The following is a 17,766-nucleotide window of genomic DNA, read 5'->3' as shown; positions in this document are numbered from 1 at the left end:
CTGTCCATGGGCGGCCAGCAGCGCGATCAGCAGTGCGGCACCGCCCGCGTTCAGATCGATGGCCCAGGTCACCGGCTCGCCCTCGCTCAACTCGAGGACCTCGCCGAGCAGCTCGAGCAGAGTCGTCTCATCGTTGGCCACCCGCCGTGACAGCCTTCGCTCGCCTTCGGCGTCGATCACCGTGCAGTGATGCTCGCTCTTGTCCGCGTCCGTTCCTGCCCACAGCTGCGGCACTCATGCCTCCTCGAGGATCCGTGTTCCTGGTCCCGGCAGACGACCACGCCGACGTGTCCTTACGAAGCGATGAGGTTCGCGCATCCCAATGAGTGGCCGTGTCGTCGCGGGGTGCCGGGCGGCCAATCACTGAAAGCCACATCATCGGCATGAGCTTTTTGAGCCACACCCGGCACCCCTGGGCCTCCCGATCGTACGAATGAGCGGAACGGACCCGCCAAGAAGGTAAGGAGCTTCTTCAGCGTTTCCGCTCCAGGGTGAGGACGGCTTTGGCGTTGACGTCATGCGGTTTGGACTGCACCGGGATCTGCGGAAGACCGCCAGGACTTCAGGCGCGCGACGCCGCGTTCGACCGGTGCCCGTGCCGCGGCCAGGGTCCGGTTTGACGGTCTTCTCGGTGAGGGTGAGTTCCTGTAGGGGCCAGCGTTTGATGCCCGTGGTCACTCAGGGGCCGCCGCCCTGGTAGGCGAGGTCGGCCAGGATGGGGACGCCCTGGCGCTCGCAGATGCGGATGATCCGGTGGGTGCGAGCAGCGGTCAGGTCATGAGTCCGGCCCGGCAGCGCGGGTGAGAGCCACAGCAGCAGGCCCGTTCGGATCGGTGACCACCTGCACGTTCACCCCGTGCCGGCGGTGCTTGTGGGGGAGTCGGCCCGTCCGTCGCCGACCCGGTCGCACTCGGCGAGCGTGCCGTCCAGCAGGACGAAGTCCGCGTCGGCCTCGCGGCTGTCACCTGATGGGTGGCCAGCTCGAAGAAGCTCAGTGGCTGCCGGCGCGGACTGACCGGCGCCCGCCGCTGCCTACGCATCCGCTCCCACCTGACCACCACCCGCGCTCACGGGCTCACCGCCATGCGCGCCATCCACAACGCGCTCACCGGCACCCCATGGCTTCCACCCGCCACCGTGTGACCACCCCGTGAACGGACACGTTCTCTCCGCCATGGCAGGAAGTCATCGCGGATGTGCTGTCGGAACGCTTCGACGAATGGCTGCGCACGTCGGCCGGGTTCACCGAGCCCGTACACACATCGCTCGTGCGGGATCTACACCCACCTCGACGGTGACTTCCAGGATGTCAGCACCGGCAAGCTGGACAAGCGGCTGTCGTTCTCGATCAGTCTCAACCCCGATTGCCCGCATTCCGCCGCCGGGCGGGACCTGATTCGTCTACTCGCCATCCCCAACGACGTGGCGTGGCACCGAACCGATCGCCCCTCATCGTGGCCTTGTCCGCAGCTGGATCGGCCTGGCCTGTCTCAACAAGGCGTAGGCAGCCGGCAAGCGCCCGGCTCCGGTGGGGCGACAACGCGGTCTGGGAAGGGCGGCTCGGGCGATCCGGGTGATGCCGACAGGGTCAGGCTGACTCGGCGCAGAGCCTTGAACGCCACCTTGAGCAGGGCATTCGCGCGCTCGGCGACGCCGTGGACGGCGCGGATCACCTTGCTTGAACGTCTGTTGTTCGAGGTCGAGTTCGTGGCCCTGAGGCTTCTTGACCGGGTGGCGGAAGCCCGCGCCGGCGTTCTCGTGACCGAGGTCGGTGAGCGTGGGGGCGTCCAGCGTGGCGGTGCCGGTTCAGGGCGCGGATCAGGCCGTGGGCACGGGCGCGGGTGGTGTCGTGCTCGCGGCCGGGACGGACCGGGGAGACCCATAGCGGCCAGCCGTCCGGGGTGGAGATCACCTGTACGTTCCCGCCGTGGTGGCTGGTGTTTTCCGGACCACCACAGGCCGGCCCCTCTCGGGCCGGGTGCGGCGACGGGGTCGGTGCGGATGACGGTGCCGTCCAGGTTGAGGTGGGTGTACCCGGCGGCCGTCGCCCGCTCCAGCGCGGTGGAGTTGGGCAGGACGGGTGACGTCGACGAACCACCGCAGCACGAGGACGCCCTGTTCGAAGGCCCCGAGAGGGCGGGTGTTCTTGCGGGTGCCGAGCCGTTGGCGGTGCTCGTGGAGCAGACGGGCCAGAGTCTCGGCGGTCTCCTGTCTGACACCGGGTCACCTGGGCTCGCGCCGCCACGGCGCACGCGTCGACTGCGCACCGCGGCCTCCTCATCGGCCGGCGCCGCGCCACGACCGGGCACCGGGCACCGCCCGGCACGTGGCTCGAACCAGTGCGTGTCATGGCGTGTTCTGCGCGTCACTTCATCGGCACTCTTTCAGCACCTGCCCCGCCGTACGCTCAACCGCCCGTCAAGTACGTGACCGTCGAAAGCGAGTGCCCCCTGCATGGCGTACACAGCACAACAGCAGCAATCCGTGTCCCTGGCAGATCTGTCGTTCGAAGCCTTCGGAGTGATGACGGCTCGGCGCGGGGCCGAGCAGGTGCCCCTCGGTCCTCCACGGCACCGGGCCGTCTTGGGACTGCTTCTGATACGGCTGGGTCAGGTGGTGCCCGCCGATCAGCTCGTCGACGAACTGTGGGGTGACCGCCTCCCCAGGCGCCCGCAGGCCACCTTGCAGACGTACGTGTCCCACCTGCGGCGTGTGTTGACAGGACAGCACGGCCTGATCGCCCCGCTGCGCTACCGGGCTCCCGGATACGTCCTGACGGTGGAGCCGGACACGTTCGACCTGTCCCGGTTCGAAGGTCTCGTCTCCTGCGGGCAGCGCCATGTGGCCGACAGCCGTCTCCAGGCCGCTCGCGAGGTGTTCGACACAGCGCTGCGGTTATGGCGGGCTGATCCCTTCCTCGACCTCGCGGCCTACGCTCCGCTCGCGGAGGAGAGCGCACGCCTGAGCCTTCTGCGGACCACCGCCGTGGCGGCACACGCCGACACGCTGCTCGCTCTCGGCGAAGCCGGTGACGCCGTCGCGTTGTTGCGACGTGAAGTGTCCTTGCACCCCACCGACGAACGCTTGGTCGGCAGCCTCATGACGGGCCTGTACCGCCTGGGCCGTCAGGCCGAGGCGCTCCAACTGTACGACCGGACGCGCACCCACCTTTCCGAGGAACTCGGGGTCGCTCCGGCCCGCGAACTGCAGCACGTCCACCTGGCTCTGCTGCGTCACGAACTCGACGACCAAGCGCCTGTTCCGGCCGTCATCGAGGCGCGGGACCGGCCCGGCGGCGCGGGCGCGGCCGACGCTCCAGCCGAGCGGGAGGCAGACGGGCCTGCCGGTGGCCGCGGCTCCGTCCCCTCGCCGGAGGACGGTGGCGCGATCGTGCCCGAGGGCGAACAGCGGCGTGCGGCACCGACGGTGTACTCAGCTTTCCCCTGCCGCGATGACGCCTTCGACGCTCTGCGGTCGTTCATCACCGGCGCCCTGCGCGGCAGTGGACACATCACCGCCGTCGTCGGCGAGGCGGGCGCCGGCAAGACCGAGCTGGTGGCGCGAGCCACGGCGGAATCGGGGCCGCCCCCGGAAGCTGAGGTGATCCGCGTCAACTGCCGCAGCACCGAGGGGATGCCCATCGGCTGGGTGTGGCAGCAGGTGCTGCGCCGACTCGAGATCCCGTACGGGGTGTCGTTCGACGGCCTCCGCAGGCAGTGCGTCCTCTACCCGATGACAACGCTGTCCGGACCCAGCGCCGACTTCACCGAACATCCTTCGAACCAGATGCACTTCCTCGCTCAGGATGCGCTGTGCGAGGCGATTCTCCGATGTGCTGACGACAGCCCGCTCCTGCTCGTCCTCGAAGACGTGCACTGGGCGGACCGTCTCACACTCGACGTGCTGGGACTGCTCAGCAGCCGCACTCAGGGGCGGCACGTCAGCGTGGTGATCACGGTCCGTGAACCCGGGCTTGGGGCCGGGCTCGACTCCGACGGTCCGCTCGTGGACCTCCTGGCCGACTCCCGCACCAAGGTTGTGCATCTGGACAACCTCGCCGAGGAACACGTTCAGGCTGCGGTCACGGCTCAGGCCGGACCCGGCGTCGACGCATCTGTCGTGCGGGCACTGTACGAACGCAGCGCCGGAAATCCCTATCTCCTCGACCAGTTGCTCGCCGACGCCGGCGGAGCACGGCGCCTGCACGATCCCCGTGTGGCCGACGTCGTCCGCGACGGGATCCCGACGGGGGTCCGCAGCATGCTGCGTCGGCGGTTCGCCGGGCTGCCCCCGCGCGTCCTGCAGATCCTGAAGTGCTGCGCCGTACTCGGCACCGAGGCGGCGCTGACCTCGCTCACCAGCATGCTGGACAACGGCGAGGCCGACCACGACGTCGTGGAAGAGGTCCTGCGGACCGGACTCATGCGGAGCGACCTCGACCACCCACACCGGCTCGTCTTTCGCTACGGCCTCATCCGCGACGTCCTCCTGGCGGAGATGCGCTGCCAGGAGCGGGCGGCACTGCACGCCCGCGCCGTCGGCGTGCTCAGCGCCCGCCACGGGGGCTCTCCCGAGGCGAGCGAACAGGTGGCCCATCACGCCTGGCAGGCCGCCTTGGCCCTGCCGACGGAGGATGTGGTGCCGCACCTCAGGCGCGCCGGAGAACAGGCCATCGGCGACGGCAACTACCAACGCGCGCAGACATGGTTCGAGCACGCGCACACCTTGCTCTCCGCCCTACCGCGAAACGGCGATACGGCATCGGAGCAGACGCTGGACCTGCGCACCAGGCTCCTGTACACGACGGTCATCACCCGCGGTTACGGCGACCGCGAGGTGGAGGCCGAGGCCGGGCGCATCCGGAAGCTGTCCGCCGCCACGGCGGGCCGGACCACCGAACAGGCCGCGCTGTTGCTGCAGCAGTGCGTGGCCGAACTGGTCACCGGTCGGCACGCCGAGGGCGCCTGGCATGTGCAGCAACTGCGCGCTCTTACGGAGCGGTTCAGCGACCCGGAGATCCGGTTCTACGAAAGGATCGCCCGCGGGTTGCTGCAGTTGCCCAGTGAGACCGCCGACGCGCTCACAGCCCTGACCGAGGCGGAGCAAACGGCCGAGGAGCTGAGCCCCGAACAGCGGGGGGCCATGACTCATCAGTCGCAGCACGACCCACGGTACTTGGCCATGAACCATCGAGTCCTCACCCTGTGGCTGCTCGGCGCCACTGACGAAGCGCGTGCGCTGTGCGACGACCTGCTCGTGGCCACCGGCCGCGACGGCACACCGGTCGACCAGGCGAGCGCACACTACTTCCACGCTCTGGTGGCAGCCCTGGGCGAAGATCCCCACAGGGCGGCGGCCTCCAGCGGCCGGGGCCTCGACATCGCCCGCGCCCACGGGCTGAGCTACTGGACCGCCATGCTCCAGGTGTGCCAGAGCTGGGCGCAGCAGCAGACCGGCAAGCCCGGCGCGCTCAACTGCCTGGAGTCGGCGGTCGCCGAGTTGCGCGAACGGCGTCTTCTCATTCGTCTGCCGCTCCATCTGGGCCTATTGGCCCAGGCACAGCACAGCAGCGGGGCGATCGAGGACGCCAGGAAGACGTTGCGGTCGTCGGCTGCGGAGATCGAATCCCGTGGAGAATTCGCCTACGACAGCCGCAATCTGCCGTTCACTCGCCTGCGCCACCTGACTTCCGTGTCGTAGCGGCCGGATCGTACTGCCCGCAAGGATTCGGCAAACGGAAGGCAAGCTCTCGGCAGAGGCAGCTTGGCATGCTTGGTCTCGCCGTCCGGCGCCGCACCCTGCGAGGTAACCCCTCCGATCGACAGCGGATCCGACACCCATCTTGGAGTGCAGTCATGACACCGTACGCGGACCGGTTCGCCCAGAATCCGGACGATATTCCCGACCACCCGATACCCAGGGCAGAGGGCTACCCCTGACCTCGCGATTCCCGTGGCGGAACCGCTCCTCAGCCGTCCGTGGGTTCGCCTCTCAGCCGGGCGCGTGCTTGTTCGGCCTCGGGATGGCCGAGTTCGTCGAGGATCCGCACCGCCTCCCGCCACAGGGGCACGGAGGCGGTGCGGCTTCCCCGGGCCTCGTGGGTGTCCCCCATGTGCAGGAGTGTGTCCGCCTCCAGGTAGCGGTCGTTCATGTACTGGTAGAGCTTCAGGGCGCGCTCGTAGCAACGAAGGGCTTCTTCGTGGTGGCCCATGTGGTGGTGGGCGTACCCGAGGCTGTCCCAAGCGTCGGCCTCGCCGTTGGTATCGCCGATCTTCTGGTGCAGGGCCACCGCTTGGGCGCACTCGGTAACGGCCTGCCGGTAGGCGCCGTGGAGGATGTAGGTCCATCCCGTCTCGTTGAGGACGAGCGCCTGCCCGGTGAGGTTGTCCGCGGACCGGTACAGGTCCAGAGCCTGCGCGTAGTGACGCAGGGCCGCGTCGTGTTCGTCGCGACAGTTGGCCAGGAAGGCCAGCGACCGATGCGTGCGTGCCTGGCCGTTGGGATTACCGAGCGTAGTGAACAGAGCTATCGCTTCATGGAGCTCGGTGTGGGCCCGGTCGTACTGGGCGAGGCGCCCGTACGCGAATCCCAGCGCCCGCCGGGCCTGTGCCTCACGGAGCTGGTCCTGGAGCAGCAGGGCGGCCTCCACGGCGATGGACTGAATGTTGATCTGATCCTGCCAGCGGCCCCTGCGGTCCAGATACAGCTCCAGGGTCTGTGCCAGCAACCAGGCCTGGGCCGGGTAGCCCCTGCTCTTGGCCTGGACCACGGTGGACAACAGCACGGGCAGTTCACGCTCCAGCCAAGCCGCGGCCGAGTCTGGGCATGTCAGGGGCACGAGCTCGACGCCCGGCTCCACGGAGGCATCGGGGGTGGCGTCGATACGGTTGGGCGTCAGAGCAGTCACGGCGGCGTGAGCGCCGTGAACATAGTGGTCGAGCAGGCGGCGCACGGCCGCCCCGCGCGTGTCGGCGTCGTCGTGATCCTGGACCTGCTCGGACGCGTAGATCTTGATCATGTCATGGAAGGCAAAACGGTTCGGCACCGGCCGGATCATCAGGTGGGCGTCGGCCAGCTTGGCCAACAGGGTCGTGGTCCGGCGCACCGGCAGCGCCGCCAGACTTGCCGCGGCCGTGGCGGACATGTCCGGTCCGGGGTGCAGGGACAGCAGCCGCAGGAGCCTTGCCGCCTCGCGCCCGAGGCCGTCGAGGGACCAGGAGAAGACGGTGCGCAGGTCGGTGTAGGGGTCCTCGTCGGCGAAGGCGTCAAGGTTGTCGTGGCCGGCCTGGAGCTCGGCGGCGATGGACGAGAGGGAGAAGCCGGGCAGGGTGGCTGCGCGCGCCGCGATGATTGCCAGGGCGAGTGGCAGCCGATGGCAGAATTCGACGATCGCGTCGACGGCTTCGGGTTCGGCGGTGGTCCGGTCCTGGCCCAGGTGACGCGCAAGGACTTCACGGGACTCCGCCTCGCTCAGCGGGCCGAGGAGCAGCGGGGCGGCCCCATGGGTGGCGACGAGGCCACGCAGTTGGGTGCGGCCGGTGATGACGACCAGGCAGGTGGGGCTGCCCGGCAACAGGGGCCGCACATGCTGCGAGTCGCGCGCGTTGTCGAGGACGACCAGAACCCGACGGCCCGCGAGGATGCTTCGATAGAGGGCCACCTGGGAGTCGACATCGGCGGGCAGGTGTCGTGCGGACACGCCCAGTGCGGTCAGGAACGAACGCAGGGCTTCGGCGGCGGTTACATACGGCCCGCTTGCGTCGAAGCCTCGGAGGTTGACGTAAAGCTGGCCGTCGGGGAAACGGTTCGCGAGGCGATGTGCGAGATGCACTGCAAGGACTGTCTTGCCCACGCCGGCCATTCCCTCAATGGTGTTGATAACCGCCGAGGTGGTTCCGGATGCTTCGTCGAGTTTCTCGAGAGCGCTGGTGATCCGGGCCAGTTCGTCTCGGCGGCCGACGAAGGTGCGTAGATCCAGAGGAAGTTGCGTGGGGCGAACCGTGGTCGGCACGTTCGGCCGCCCAGGCGGTGACTGGGGCATCGGGGGCCCGGAGATCTCCTTCGGGGGGGCTTCGTGGCGCCCGTCCTGGGGGATTGTGGCTCGTTTCGATTGGCGCAGCAGACCGGCGTGGGCGATGCGGAGTTCCGGGCCCGGCTCGATGCCGAGCTCGTTCTTCAACCGCAGACGCATCTCCTGAAACAGCCGGAACGCTTCCGCCTGACGCCCCGTCTGGGCGAGCGCCTGGATCAGCCGGGCATGCAGCGACTCGTCCAACGGATACTGCGCGATCGCCCGATGCAGCAAGGGGAGAACCGGGGCGGGCGTGCCCAGCGTCAGCATCAGGTCGGCGCCCTCGCGCAGGGCTGCCAGGTGTTCGCTGTCGACGGCGGAGAACAGTGGGTGCACCCGGATGTCCTGCGGAACTCCCTGTGCGGCCTCCCCGCGCCAGAGGGAGAGTGCCTTGGTGTACAGTTCCGCGGCGCTGCTCGCCTCGCCGCCGTCTGCGGCATCGCGGGCGCGGGCGACAAGGTCACGGAAGTTTAGCAAGTCGAGAGTGGTGGCGTCGGTATTGATGCCGTACCCCCCGGCATGGCGCACCAACAGGTTGCCCGGGGCACGGGGAGGCAGTCCAGGCTCCAGCAGTTTCCGCAACGAGCCGATGTGACGGTGGACGACGTTCACCGCGCTGTTCGGTGGATCGCCGTGCCACAGGACGTCGACGATCTGGCTCAGACCGATGGTCTGCCCGGCGTGCAACAGAAGTAGTGCCAGTAGGGCGCGCTGCTTTGGCGGTCCGAGGGGCAACTCGGCGCCCCTCCGCCACACTTTGACCGATCCCAGGACCGTAAATCGCACGTGATGATTCTCATCTTTTTCCATTTTCATAAGTCCCGGTAGAAGGTTCCTGAACCCAGGCTGACCTCAACCAACTCGCACGACACCAAGACTGGCTCGCGAGTGGCCAATATCGGGAGTGTAAATCTAACGGCGGATCCGACGATCATGGGAGAGACGTCGAGTGGCTGACACCGCCGTGGAGTTGGAGACCGTGGAGCCTGTCGGGAGTGCCCAGTCCGGGCAGCCTGCGCCGGTGTCTGGTGAGCAACTGGTCGCGATGCTGGTGAAGCGTGCCCGGTCGGAGGGGCTGCAGCTGACCGGGCAGAGTGGGCTGCTACAGCAGTTGACCAAGCGGGTCGTGGAATCGGCCCTGGAGGCGAGATCACCGATCACCTCGGCCATGAGAAGCACGATGCAGTCGGCCGGGGCAGCGGCAACTCCCGCAACGGGAGCGGTTCGTGTCCTGAGCTGGCAGTTGTCGTTGTCCTGGTATGGAGGGATGGCTGAAGTCGCGCTCTGGGCTGCTGAGTTGGATTCGGTGTTCGCACGGGTGGCGAGCAGGTTCGGCCGGGCGGATCTGCGGTGGCGGATGCGGGACTACGTCCCTGGTCTGCTGGGGCGGGCGACGCGCAAGAACGGCTGGCAGCTCGCGGAATGGGCTGGGCACCGCACCCGGGACGGCTTCCAGCGGCTGCTGAACAGCGGCGTCTGGGACGCTGACGCTCTGCGTGACGATGTCCGCGAGTACGTGGCGGAACGGCTGGGACCCGACGGGGGGTGCTGATCATCGACGACACCGGTTTCGTCAAGCAGGGCACCACCTCGGCCGGGGTCGGCCGGCAGTACACCGGCACCTCCGGAAAGATCGACAATTGCCAGATCGGGGTGTTAGCCGCCTACGGCACTGGCTCGGACCGGGCTCTGATCGACCGGGAGCTCTACCTGCCCAAGTCCTGGACATCCGACCGTGAGCGGTGCCGGGCCGCCAAGATCCCTGATGAGCGGACGTTCGCGACGAAGGGCGAGCTGGCCCGGGACGTCGTCCGCTGCTGCCTGGCCGCAGGCCTGCCCGCCGCCTGGGTCACCGCGGACGAGAGTCCCTGGCCGGGATGTGGCGCATCGACCAACTTATCGAGGATGCTCCTGCTGATGCCTGGCAGCGGCTGTCCCGCGGCGAAGGGGAGAAGGGCCCGCGAGTCTATGACTGGGCCGCGGCGAAACTCCCTGCCAACTTCATCTTCGATCCCGATCCGCCGACCCATCACCGCCGGGTGATGGCCCGGCGCAGCCTGTCAGACCCCGGCGAGATCGCCTACTACCTGGCCTACGCACCCGGCGACATCGAGATATGCGGGCTGGCCCGCATCGCCGGCAGCCGCTGGGTGATCGAGGAGTGCTTCCAGGCAGCGAAGAACGAGTGCGGCCTGGACGAATACGAGCTCCCTCGATACGTGGGCTGGTACCGGCACATCACACTCGCCATGCTCGCCCACGCAGTCCTGACCGCGCTTGCAGCCCAGGCCGGCAACGACGCAAAGGGAGCTGCAGAAACGCATCAGCCCTCATCCCGCTCACCGTGGCGGAGATCCGGCGGCTCCTGGACGCTCTCCTGCCCCGCCCCCGAGCCATCCACGATCCCGTCACCCACGCACTGACATGGTCGGCCTGGAGAAGACGCCGTCAGGCCCTCGCCCGCCGCTGCCACTACCGAACACGCAGCTCAGGACACGAACCGCTGCTGGAGTACCAAGGGAGAACCGGTTGGTGGTCTTGACAGGGACGGTGACGGCGGCGACCAGCAGAGTCATGGTTTCGATGGGGCTTGAGGACTCTGGGCTTGCCGTCGGCCTTCGACGGAGCCACGGTTGGCGTCCCTTCGCCGGCCTTACAACCCGGCGCTACGCCAATTCGGCAACTGTCTCGTTGGCATTCTCCACGGACCGAACTCCCTACCACGAAGCGATCGCTTGCGCGCACACTTTCGCCGGTCGACCCCACGCCGCGGTTACCGGCGGAGCGGTGACGCCAACGGCCGAGCGACGGCAAGGTGATCCCCTCTTCCACCTCAGAGCCTCGGGCTTAAGCCATCGGTTATCCGTGCCTTAAGCGGTGTGTAAAGAAGCCTTAGAAGCCCAACTTCTGCCCAGGCCAAGGGTGTTACCTAAAGTAACGTGTTGTACAACAGTTCGGCGGGTTTCCGGCAACCGCAGTCGCGTCCCCCTGACCGATCCGATGAGAGGACTCGTATGCCGATAAGGCACGGACGGCGAAAGATCCCCTCGCCGTAGCTGGATCCGCCCGGCGAACTCCTGGATGCCGCGGTCACGTACAGATGAACGGTGACCGTGAGGATCAACGGCTGCGGCCCGGGCACAGGTTCGGCGCACCACCGTATCGACCTGTCCGCCGGTGCCGTCACGGCCTTCGAGGAGCGCCTCCGCTCCGGCCGGGCCTGTGCCTCAACGCCCTGATGGCATATGCATTCAGCAGGGTGGTCGGCCCCGAATCCGGGCCGCTCCCGATGCCTCAGCGCCTGTTCCGGCTTCCAGGGCCCTGCTTGTCCGTCCACCGCAGCGGTCCGCCCGCTGACGTCCGCATTCCCCATGGGAGAAGAAGACACCATGCGCTCACACCTGAAGTTATCAGTCGCCGTCACGGCGGCGACACTCGCCATGACCCTCGCTGCCCCTGTTGCCTCGGCAGACACCGCCTCCACGGACTCCCAGCGTTCGGGCAACCACGAAAAGCGGCCGTTGGACAGCCAGAACATCAACGTCCATGTGACGGCCTTCGGCTACAACGACAACGACGACGGCAACGGCAACTACGGCACCGCGCAGATCGCCTATCCCCAGATACACAACGAGGCGACCGAAGACCTCGGCACCTACGACCACCCCGCCACTTTCGCCACCGACCCCGGCGAATTCGCCCCCGGCACGCGCATCTACGTCCCGTACCTCCAGAAGTACTTCATCATGGAGGACGGCTGTGCAGCGTGCAGCTCGGACTGGCACAACGGCGTGTACCACGTCGACCTGTGGATGGGCCCCGCCGGCATGCAGCCGGAGTCCGCCCTCGGCGACTGCGAGGGTTCGGTCACCCAGGACTCCGGCATCATCGCCAACCCTGACCCCGGACTGCCGGTCGACACCACCCCGATGTTTTCCCACGGACAGTGCACGGTCGTCCACCACTGAGCCGTCCCTGAGGGGCCCGGCTCGTCAGCGTCCGGTCGAAGCCGACAGCCGACGAACCCACATGCCCTCGCATCCGCACACCACGACAGGCACGCCGTGCCGGAGCACCGCCCCCCAGGCCCGAGCCTGCCCGCGACGGCAGGCCCATGGCCATCCATTCCCAGTCCGACAAGGCAACCATGAACACTCACATCCCCAGACTCGCTCTCGCCGCGCTTCTCCCGCTCACCGGCACCGCCATGCTGGTCGCCAACGGCCAGCCGGCCGACGCCGCGGCAGCGACGTCGACGTGGCCCGCGCACTTCGCGGCCCCCTATCTCCAGATCGGCCCCGGCACCGCCGGTGACATGGCCGACGACATGGCCGCCACCGGCCTGAAGCACTACACGCTGGCCTTCCTCATCCCCCAGGACAGCTGCACTGCCAAATGGGAATTCAACGGCGACCCCGTCGGAGCGTTCAGTTCGGAAATCAACGCGCTCAAAGCCAACGGCGGAGACGTCATCATCTCCTTCGGCGGAGCCGCTGGCGGTGAACTTGCCCAGACCTGCACCTCCGTCTCCGACCTGACCGCCGCATACGCCAACATCGTCAACACCTACGGCGTCACCCGGCTCGACTTCGACATCGAAGGCACGACCCTCGAGGACACCGCCGCCAACACCCGCCGCAATCAGGCGCTCGCTGCGCTTCAGGCACAAAACCCCTCGGTCCAGGTGGACTACACGCTCGCGGTCGCCCCCGACGGCCTCCCTTCCGCACAGACCGGAGTCCTGAACGACGCCAAGGAAAGCGGGGTGAACGTCAGCACCGTCAACCTCATGACCATGGACTTCGGTGACGGACACAACGCGCTCGCCGACGCCGAATCGGCCGCACAGGCAACCGCCGGTCAACTCGCCAACATCTATGGCATTTCCAACTCCCAGGCCTACGGGATGATGGGCCTGACGCCGATCGCCGGCAAGAACGACGATGACGAGAACTTCTCCCAGTCCGATGCGGCCGCGCTGGAGAACTTCGCCGCATCCAACGGGGTCCAGGAACTGTCCTTCTGGGAAGTCGACGGATACGACAAGCCCACCGGCTACGCCTACTCCAACACCTTCAACCAGATCAGCACCACCCAGGCACCCAACTCGCGCATTCGGCCACCCCGCACAGCACACTGACGCCTCCTGACCAAGGACACCAAAGTGTCCCAAGGCTGCCTGAGCCGGCGCGATGCGCTGACTCAGGCAGTCGGCCGTGCCGGAACCTTCTGTTGCGGAGTGGGCGGCAACCGGGCCGATCGCCGATATGGACGCGGGCGACAGACTGGTCGACGGCATACACTTCCGGGACGGCACCGGCATCCCGTGTGTGGCGTGACCTGTCGCAGCATCGCCAGCGTGAATCTCTTCCTGATCAGCGGCTGCGCGGGCTTCGTGAGGCCAAGGTCATCCGGCAGTGGCGTGGTCGGCGTGGTCGCTCTCTTGTCCGCCTTCACCCGGAGACCGAGGGTGAACCCAGGGAAGACGCACGGACCGGCCACGAGGACGGGGACCCAGCCAGGCTTTGAGAATGAAGGCGGAAATGGTCTTGCCGTCAGGCAACTGACGGACATTGACATGAGGCTGCATATTCGCCGACAACCGTGACGCCCTGTACCCTTCTCGACATCGGCGACGAACGCCAAGAGCTCATAACGCGATCATGGTCGGGTCTTCTTGAGGCGTCTCCAGCAGATGAGGCTGCAGGTCAGGGAGACGACGGCGTTGGGGAGGTCGAGGCGTCTCTCCCAGCGGGCGGCCAGGCGCTTGAAGTGGTACAGGAGCGAGAAGGTCTGCTCCACCGACTTAGCTTGTCGTTTAACGTCTCCGCTGGGGAGGCAACGGTGCTGGTGCAGGGTTCAACGTAGGTCTATCCCCAACAGCGTCTTGCCCACCATCCGTCGTCGGGCGAGGCGAAGGGGTCGGGCCAGGTTTTGGCGATGTAGAGGTCGTCGAGCGGTTGCACCAGACGGCGCAGTTCACGCGCCGCCTGTGGCGGAAGGGCGTGCATGGCCGCTTCCAGAACGCCCCGCTCGTCGGTTGTGTAGAAGGGGTTGCACAAAGGGCAACCGCAACCACCGGAGAGAGCACGGCTGGGGCGGTGGGCTGTTCGTGACCACTGCTGCAAGGCCTGGGCTATCGCCCCAGGCCAGAGCCGATCGTGTTCGAGGCGGGAAACCGCTCCGGCAAGCTTCCCGGAGCCCCGCGGGATCCCAGGCGTTGGTGTTTCATGCATCTGCCGCCTCGGGTGACGTCCGGAGGCGCGGACTTGGGACGGCCGATTACGCGGCATCGTCCTTTCTGAGCTTGTTGTTCACGGGGCCAGCATGCCAGATCCGGGGACGGCTTCGCGCCCCGGATTACGCGTCGGACGGGTCGTCTCGCCAGTGCGCCGGGGCTTGGTTCCTTGCTTGTGGTGTGCGGGGCGGGTGTAGGACTCGCCGGTGGCGAGGACTCGTCCGACGTCGTAGCGGGTGGCGGGTTGTCGGTTCTTCGAGCCGAGCGGGCGGCCGGGGCCGGGCGGGGAAGCAAAACACTGGTCAGCGCCCGCCGTAGCCGGGCGACGTCGATCCGACCGTGGTTGACCCCGGAGTACAACGCCCCGTGCCCGCGCCGATGCTCGGGAGCGAGCACCAGGTCCACGAGGGTGCGGACCGGACCGTCAGTGCACAGCAATGCGTCGCACAGCTCGAACAGAGCGTCGCTCCGCGCAGTCAGGCACGCGTACAACTCCGACCGGAACTCCGCCACCACCGTCAACGCGTCTCGCTGAACCTCATGCTCGACCAGTCCCACGATCCCGGCCTCGTGCTGCGTTGTCGCTCAGCACAGGATCGGCCCGTGGCCCCTCACACATCTGGGGTATTCGAATACCCAGTGCAACTCCGTTTGTGCCTGAAGTTCATGCCGTAGATCGTCCGGACCAGCGTCGGGGCGAAGAGAATCGCCGCCCAGGACGAGATCTTCTTGATCTCCTCGTGTCGGCTGACGCTGCGGCGGGCGATCACCCCGTGGCGGTGGCCGGGTCGGCGCCAGGGCCGCACCTCGACGGGTGCCCAGTCGTAAGATCCGCCGGCCGTGAGACGCCGCGGGACCTCGAACGTCAGCAATGCCCGCCCTCACTCAGCCGCAGTCCCGATGACGTCAGCGTCCGCATGAATGCCACGTTCCGGTCCTCCAGCCGCCCTGCCCAGCCCGCCTGCGGCACCCCCGCACCGGTGTGAACCCGCAGCCCCACATCCATCGAGCGGCACCACGCGCGTGGCGTCGGCCAGTGCACATTGCCCGGCCGCGCGTCGTTCGCCTTCGCCGCCGCGACCAGCAACTCGCCGCGGCGTCGACCTGCACTGTGACGGAGCGCCGTAGATGGCTCGTCCGGCCAATGCCGGTGCTCAGTGTCACGCGGGCGCCGGATCAGGCACAGGTCTGCGTGCTGTCAGCAGACGGCGCTTGTCACACCCCCGACCGCGCCGGCCAACTTCACGTGCGACCGGATGCAGGAAGGAAGGCCCAGCGGACTCGGCGCGTCGGCCAGGCCGTGAGCCGGTCCAGGCCCCGCCGGAGTGATGACGGGTCAACGGCCGAGCGCGACCGGGGAGAGCCCGGAAGGAAGCTGACGCACAGCGGCCGCCACCGCCTCAGGCGCGGTGGCGAACTGGGCGAAGCCCTTGCTCGCCATGGTCTCGGCGACCGTGTACCGGTCGACATCATGGGCGACCAGCACCGGTCCCACGACGGACAGGCGCGGGCGCGTCGTGACCGAGAAGCGCAGCGCCCAGTGGCTGGTGAAAGGGTAGAGCCCCCGCAGCGCCGGTTCGGCGTGGGCCGCCTCGACCAGGGCCTGATACGCAGGCTGCCAGGGCTGCTCCAGCTCGCTTGCCTCCGTACGCAGGTGCTGCCACTCGCCTTCGGTCAGGCGTGCCGGGTCAAGATCGGGGACCTCGAGGCGGCCGGTCAGGTGCACGAACGGGGCAGCGCGGCGGAGATCGCTCAACGCTACCCCGTCATGCCAGGCCCGCGCGGCCTCGGCGACCTCCGCCAGGTCGTCGGACGTGCCGTCGAGGAGTGCCATGCCTGTGAACGAGTCGGTGCCACGGACGGACCACCGCCGTTCGTGGCGCCATGCGCTGACCTGCAGAGGTTCGCGATGCGGCAGAGTGCAGCCGACCCTGGCCTCAAGCAGCGGACCGGAGTGCGAGGCCGTGACAGGAACGGAGTCGAGAAGGCCGTCCGCCGCGGCCCGGAGCGCGGCGCCGAGGCTGCCATGGGCTGTGACGTCGGGATACAGGACGGCTGGATCGGGATGTATGACCACGGCCCCAATTGTGGCCGCCCACTGCTCAGCGGGAGAGACTTGTACAACCGGCCTTCAACACCGCACTGTTGGCCGGTGTTCGTCCAAATACGGTCAGGAGTCCTGGCTTGTCCTCCCACACCCCCGCTCCCGCGCCCGCCCACGTCGTCGACCCCGCCGGCGGCTGCCCGCACGCCCTGAACGCCGACCTGCGGGCCCGGGGGCCCGTTGCGGACATCGTCCTGCCCGGCGGGGTGCCCGCAGCGGTCGTCCTGGGGCACGACACGCTCAAGGAGTTCCTCTCCCACCCCGACGTCGCCAAGGACGCCCGTCACTGCCCGGCCCTGAACGACGGCAGGATCCCCGCCGACTGGCCGCTACGGGTCTTCGCCAACGCCCAGGGCATGCACACCGCCGACGGCGCCGACCACCGCCGGCTGCGCTCCCTCGTCGGCAACGCCTTCACCGCCCGCCAGGTGGAGCGGCTGCGGCCGCGCATCGAGGAGCTGACAACTGTCGTCCTCGACGACCTCGGCCGGGCCGCCGCCGAGGATGCGGACGGCATCGCGGACCTGCGCACCCACTTCGCGCTCCCGCTCCCCATGAGCGTCATCTGCGAGCTGCTCGGCGTGGACCCCGAGCACCGCCGCCGGCTGCACGACCTCACCTACACGGTGGTCATCGCCACCGACACCACCCCGGCGGAGGTGATGGCCGCCGTACGCGAGCTCGTCGAGCTGCTCGGCACGATCGCGGCCGCCCGCCGGGCTGCCCCCGGCGACGACCTGACCAGCGCCCTGATAGCCGCCCGCGAGGACGGCGGCGACCGGCTCAGCGAGGCCGAACTCATCGGCACGATGCGCCTGATGCTGGTCGCCGGCCACGAGACCACCCTCAACCTGATCAGCAATGCCGTACGGGCACTGTGCACCCACCGCGACCAGCTGGCGCTGGTCCTGGAGGGCAAGGCCACCTGGTCGGACGTGGTGGACGAGACGCTGCGCTGGGACGGCCCGGTCAGCTGGTTCCCCTTCCGCTACCCCACCCGCGATCTGGCCCTCGGCGGCACTGTCATCCCGCAGGGCACCCCGGTACTCGCCGGCTACACCGCCGCCGGGCGCGACGAGGCCGCCCACGGCCCGGACGCCGACCGCTTCGACGTCACCCGGCCCGGCGTGGCCCGGCACCTCTCGTTCGGCCAGGGCGTGCACTACTGCGTGGGCGCCCCGCTCGCCCGCCTCGAGGCCACGATCGCCCTGGAACGGCTCTTCACCCGCTTCCCGGGCCTCGACCTCGCCGTCCCCGAGGCGGAACTGCCCCGTCAGCGCAGCTTCATCGGCAACAGCGTCGAAGCGCTCCCCGTCTGCCCGGTGCGCCCGGTCCGGCTCTGAGGCGCGTTGT

9 protein-coding genes and 6 pseudogenes are annotated in these 17,766 nt (G+C 68.3%); 7 read left to right on the top strand and 8 right to left on the bottom strand.

All coding sequences use genetic code 11. From position 1 onward, the window contains the following. On the bottom strand, window positions 1-234 hold a 234-nt coding region (locus tag ABZ624_RS33320), incomplete at its 3' end, for a transposase (protein WP_360097500.1). Window positions 235-472: 238 nt separating this feature from the next. Continuing rightward, window positions 473-957 (bottom strand): annotated as a pseudogene (locus tag ABZ624_RS33315) (transposase family protein); the annotation flags it as partial. A gap of 15 nt (window positions 958-972) precedes the next feature. On the opposite strand from ABZ624_RS33315, the gene ABZ624_RS33310 reads away from it, so the two are divergent. Next, window positions 973-1,143: a hypothetical protein gene (locus tag ABZ624_RS33310; protein WP_360097512.1), complete on the top strand. Its 171-nt coding sequence runs from the start codon at window positions 973-975 to the stop codon at window positions 1,141-1,143. 408 nt (window positions 1,144-1,551) lie between these two features. Here the strand turns inward: ABZ624_RS33310 and ABZ624_RS33305 are convergent. Beyond that, window positions 1,552-2,193 (bottom strand): annotated as a pseudogene (locus tag ABZ624_RS33305) (transposase family protein); the annotation flags it as partial. Window positions 2,194-2,454: 261 nt separating this feature from the next. Between ABZ624_RS33305 and ABZ624_RS33300 the strand changes: the two are divergent. Continuing rightward, window positions 2,455-5,700 carry a BTAD domain-containing putative transcriptional regulator gene (locus ABZ624_RS33300; protein WP_360097497.1) on the top strand — a complete coding sequence of 1,082 codons (3,246 nt, stop codon included), beginning with the start codon at window positions 2,455-2,457 and terminating at the stop codon, window positions 5,698-5,700. A gap of 268 nt (window positions 5,701-5,968) precedes the next feature. Here the strand turns inward: ABZ624_RS33300 and ABZ624_RS33295 are convergent, their stop codons facing one another. Next, the gene (locus tag ABZ624_RS33295; protein ID WP_360097494.1) at window positions 5,969-8,881 is read right to left on the bottom strand and encodes a BTAD domain-containing putative transcriptional regulator; all 2,913 of its coding nucleotides are present in this window, start codon (window positions 8,879-8,881) and stop codon (window positions 5,969-5,971) included. Between the two features lie 235 nt (window positions 8,882-9,116). Here ABZ624_RS33295 and ABZ624_RS33290 point away from each other — a divergent pair. From ABZ624_RS33290 to ABZ624_RS33275, 4 genes and pseudogenes are all read left to right on the top strand, one after another. After that, a pseudogene (locus tag ABZ624_RS33290) lies at window positions 9,117-9,295 on the top strand (transposase); the annotation flags it as partial. A gap of 43 nt (window positions 9,296-9,338) precedes the next feature. Continuing rightward, window positions 9,339-10,494: pseudogene (locus tag ABZ624_RS33285) on the top strand (IS701 family transposase). Between the two features lie 966 nt (window positions 10,495-11,460). Further along, window positions 11,461-12,039 (top strand): hypothetical protein, encoded by a 579-nt coding sequence (locus ABZ624_RS33280; protein ID WP_360097491.1) that lies wholly within the window; start codon window positions 11,461-11,463, stop codon window positions 12,037-12,039. 179 nt (window positions 12,040-12,218) lie between these two features. After that, entirely contained in the window at window positions 12,219-13,211 is a 993-nt protein-coding gene (locus ABZ624_RS33275; RefSeq protein ID WP_360097489.1) for a chitinase, read from the top strand. A 521-nt stretch (window positions 13,212-13,732) separates the two neighbouring features. Here the strand turns inward: ABZ624_RS33275 and ABZ624_RS33270 are convergent. The 4 genes and pseudogenes from ABZ624_RS33270 to ABZ624_RS33255 all read right to left on the bottom strand — a co-directional run bounded on the left by ABZ624_RS33270 (window position 13,733) and on the right by ABZ624_RS33255 (window position 16,386). Then, complete coding sequence (locus ABZ624_RS33270; protein WP_360097486.1) at window positions 13,733-13,873, bottom strand: hypothetical protein; 141 nt, start codon at window positions 13,871-13,873, stop codon at window positions 13,733-13,735. Window positions 13,874-14,585: 712 nt separating this feature from the next. Beyond that, window positions 14,586-14,867, bottom strand: a pseudogene (locus ABZ624_RS33265) (transposase); the annotation flags it as partial. Between the two features lie 173 nt (window positions 14,868-15,040). Next, window positions 15,041-15,155 (bottom strand): annotated as a pseudogene (locus tag ABZ624_RS33260) (IS701 family transposase); the annotation flags it as partial. A 490-nt stretch (window positions 15,156-15,645) separates the two neighbouring features. Continuing rightward, window positions 15,646-16,386 carry a DUF6193 family natural product biosynthesis protein gene (locus ABZ624_RS33255; RefSeq protein ID WP_360097483.1) on the bottom strand — a complete coding sequence of 247 codons (741 nt, stop codon included), beginning with the start codon at window positions 16,384-16,386 and terminating at the stop codon, window positions 15,646-15,648. Between the two features lie 107 nt (window positions 16,387-16,493). Between ABZ624_RS33255 and ABZ624_RS33250 the strand changes: the two genes are divergently transcribed. Further along, window positions 16,494-17,756: a cytochrome P450 gene (locus ABZ624_RS33250; protein WP_360097480.1), complete on the top strand. Its 1,263-nt coding sequence runs from the start codon at window positions 16,494-16,496 to the stop codon at window positions 17,754-17,756. Window positions 17,757-17,766: the final 10 nt, after the last annotated feature.

Origin of the sequence: Streptomyces sp. NPDC007205, assembly GCF_040634095.1 — a bacterium.
Classification (GTDB): Bacteria; Actinomycetota; Actinomycetes; order Streptomycetales; family Streptomycetaceae; genus Streptomyces.
The sequence above is the reverse complement of the archived record's forward strand: the minus strand, read 5'-3'. Positions and strand labels throughout refer to the sequence as shown.